A 3,425-nucleotide genomic window follows, 5' to 3' on the forward strand; every position below is an offset into this window, starting at 1 on the left:
ACGGAGGTGCAGGTAACGATACATTGAGTGCTAGGGGTTCAACAGGCGATAACACTCTTAACGGTGGCGTTGGTGACGATTCCTTGGATGTTGTTTATTCAGAAGGCGATAATCTGCTCTTTGGGGGCAATGGTAATGACTCTTTTGCTGTACAGCCTTCATCTACTACCCCATCTTCTTTAGTGACTCAAACAGTAGATGGGGGTAAAGGTGATGATTTCTTGTCTGCCTATTACAACAATGCTACCGGACGAATCACTTCGACATTCAATGCTACTACTAACATTGGCTCAATTACGGCGGCTAATAATCGAGTTAGTTACAACAATATCGAAGGATTAAATATTACAGGTACAAAGTACAATGACAACATTGTGGGGAGCAATGGCAACGATATAATATCTGGGGGCGATGGTGGCAATGATACGATTATTGGCGGTGCAGGTAACGACTTCCTCTCAGGTGGGTATTTAGGTAATAATACCGTTTATGGTGGCAATGGCAATGACATCCTCTTGGTTAGTAATGGTAACTTCTATGGAGGAGATGGAACTGATACATTTCAATTCCAAATTTACAATCAAGGCATTGCTAATCTTTATGACTTCAACGCGACTAATGAATTGATTCAGGTATCGGCTATTAACTTTGGTGGCGGGTTAGCAACACCTATAGTCTCAGCTAGTCAGTTTACCCTTGGAACATCTGCAACCACGATCGCTCAACGATTCATCTATGACAATGTTACAGGTGGACTGTTCTTTGACCAAGATGGCAGTGCGTCTGGGTTTACTCAGGTAAAATTTGCCCAACTATCTCCTGGTGTGACACTAACCGAAAACAATTTTTCGGTTACTATTTAATCGTGGTTAACGTGCCATTACTAAGGATCACGGGTTACGAGGTGCTGAAAATAGCACCTCGCATTTGATGAATCAATGCAATTCGCTAAAGTTGATTCCGCGCTTTGAGTTGCAGATATCGCTCAACTACCTGATCGGCAATTTGATTTGCTGGTGCATCTAGTACTAATACACCTTTTTGTTTCAATTGAGCATAAGCTACTTGTCGTTGCATTAATAAATCGAGTGCCACTGCACGGGCATAAGCATCTGTAACATCATCTGTGAAAGTGTGTGCTAAACGATCAACTTGCGGATCTCGCAGAGTCACACAAAAGGGCAGATAGCGGGGTGCTAGTTTGGAAAGTGCAGCCAGGAGTTCTGTAGAAGCGGTGACATCAATTAAGTCGGTAATCACTACTACTAGCGCCCTGCGAGTTTGACGCTGCACAACATTTGTCACTGCCCCCAAATAATCAGATTCAAATAATACTGGTTGAATTGGAGTTAGGCGATCGATTAACTGATTTAAATGATGTTGACCGCGTTCTGGGGGAATCCACGTATGCATCTGGCGGTCAAATACACCAACACCGACGCGATCGCCTCGATGTAATCCCGCCAATGCTAAGGATAAAGTTGCATTCAAACCCCAGTCAAATCTCTGCAAATTCTGCACTTTTGCTGTCATCAACCTTCCGCGATCGAGCAAGATTAATAAAGTTTGTTCCTGTTCGGGTTCTAGAACTCTCACCAGTGGCGTTGCATTATTATATGCCCCAACCCGACGGGCGGTAGCTTTCCAATCAATAAACCGTAAATCGTCACCAGTGCGATAGTTCCGCAGTTCGGCAAACTCTGTACCTATACCAGTTTTGCGAGATTGGCGCATTGATCCTGATGATTGCAATGTTAAACGAATTGTGAGCGATCGCAATCCCACTAAATCAGGATAAACTTTCACTCGCAGACTTTGGGGAATTTGCCAATCATCCCAAGCTAATCCCCAAATTCCCAACTGTCGAACTTGAATATTTCCCCAAGGAAACTCGCCGCGCTGTGTCGGATTGACAGTATACGTCAATTCCTGGGTGGTATTGCTGGGAATAATAGCGTGAAGTGTGGGTGCAGATATGCCAAACCCTGTTGGGTAGTAATCGCAGATTTCAATTAGGGCGTTGGCATTTGGCGATGTTACTTTTAGCAACACTGGATTATCCCGCCCAATGGATAATCGTGACGGTAATTCACGGGTAATTTGCACACGAGAACGGCGTACCTGCAAACCATCTACAACCATCAATCCGAGAACGATCGCATCAAATAGCAAAGTGATAGCGATCGCTGCTTTAATGCTGAGAAAAAGGTATAGGATCGGGGAAATCACTATACCCAAAAACAGCAATAAATAAACTCGTCTGGAAGGAACCATTTTTTAGAGTGAAAACTTAGGAAAAGATTAGTTTAACCTACATCATCATGGGCAAAGCGATTAAAAAGGAAGTCTAAAGCATAATTACGTAGTTGGTAGTATTGTGGATCTTCCATGATCCTGGCGCGATCGCGGGGACGAGAAAAAGGAATTTCCATAACTTCGCCAATTTTTGCATGGGGGCCGTTGGTCATCATTACCAATTTATCTGCTAAAAATAGTGCCTCGTCGATGTCGTGAGTAATCATCAGCACTGTACAACGGTTATCGCCCCAAATTTTGAGCAATTCTTCTTGTAATTCTTCTTTGGTGATGGCATCCAGCGCCCCAAAAGGTTCGTCTAAAATTAAAACTTTCGGACGAATCGCCAAAGCACGGGCGATAGAAACCCGTTGTCTCATCCCGCCAGACATTTGCATTGGTTTCTTTTCCATTGCATCAGCTAGTCCCACCATTGCTAGATGATCGCGCACGATCGCTCTTTTTTCAGCTTGTGGTTTGTTGGGATAAACGGCGTTGACAGCTAAGTAGATGTTTTCAAAAGCAGTCCGCCAGGGTAGCAAAGCATAGTTTTGGAAGACAACCATTCTGTCTGGGCCTGGCTGGGTGATTGGTTCTCCTTCTAGTAACACTTGCCCGGAGGTGGGAAAGTTAAAACCGGATACCATATTTAATAGTGTCGATTTGCCACAGCCAGAGTGACCGATAACACAAATAAACTCGCCTTGTTCGACGTTGAGGTTAACGCCGTCGAGTACGGTGAAGGGGCCTTTCTTTGTCGGATAAACTTTGGTAACGTCTTTAATTTCTAGAAAAGGTCTGCGGTTAGTGGTTGCACTGACAAATGGTTTTCCTAGTGTGTTTGTCGCTGTTGAGTTGCGGTTTTGCATGGTATTTGGGGATTAAAAAGCTAAATGTACGCGATGTGCAAATGAATATTCTGACCTCTCTCCAAACCTCTCCCCTTCTAGGGGAAAGGCTTTGATTTTTCCCCCTTCCCTACAAGGGAAGGGGGTAGGGAGTTAGGTCTTTTGTTGGTTTTTCCACATGACGTGAAAAGTTAAATCATTAACGGAGTTCAAAGCCTCATTAATGGAGTTCAAAGACTCGTTAACGGAGTTCAAAGCCTCATTAATGGAGTTCAAAGACTC

At 43.9% G+C, this 3,425-nt stretch carries 3 protein-coding genes; 1 reads left to right on the forward strand and 2 read right to left on the reverse strand.

The genetic code is table 11. The features are described from left to right. On the forward strand, nt 1-863 hold an 863-nt coding region (locus ACFE90_RS37215), incomplete at its 5' end, for a calcium-binding protein (RefSeq protein ID WP_375507246.1). An 85-nt stretch (nt 864-948) separates the two neighbouring features. Here ACFE90_RS37215 and ACFE90_RS37220 read toward each other — a convergent pair. Beyond that, nucleotides 949-2,274, reverse strand: a complete 1,326-nt coding sequence (locus tag ACFE90_RS37220) for a DUF58 domain-containing protein (protein WP_375507247.1) — start codon at nt 2,272-2,274, stop codon at nt 949-951. A gap of 32 nt (nt 2,275-2,306) precedes the next feature. Then, a complete protein-coding gene (locus ACFE90_RS37225) occupies nt 2,307-3,164 on the reverse strand; it encodes a nitrate ABC transporter ATP-binding protein (protein WP_375507248.1) in 858 nt (285 codons plus the stop codon). Nucleotides 3,165-3,425 lie beyond the last annotated feature (261 nt).

The organism is uncultured Nostoc sp., from assembly GCF_964245445.1.
GTDB lineage: Bacteria > Cyanobacteriota > Cyanobacteriia > Cyanobacteriales > Nostocaceae > Nostoc.

What these genes read in the sequence shown, in the direction of transcription:
- ACFE90_RS37220 (WP_375507247.1), bottom strand. Translation starts at nt 2,274, where the DNA reads ATGGTTCCTTCCAGACGAGTTTATTTATTGCTGTTTTTGGGTATAGTG.
- ACFE90_RS37225 (WP_375507248.1), bottom strand. Translation starts at nt 3,164, where the DNA reads ATGCAAAACCGCAACTCAACAGCGACAAACACACTAGGAAAACCATTT.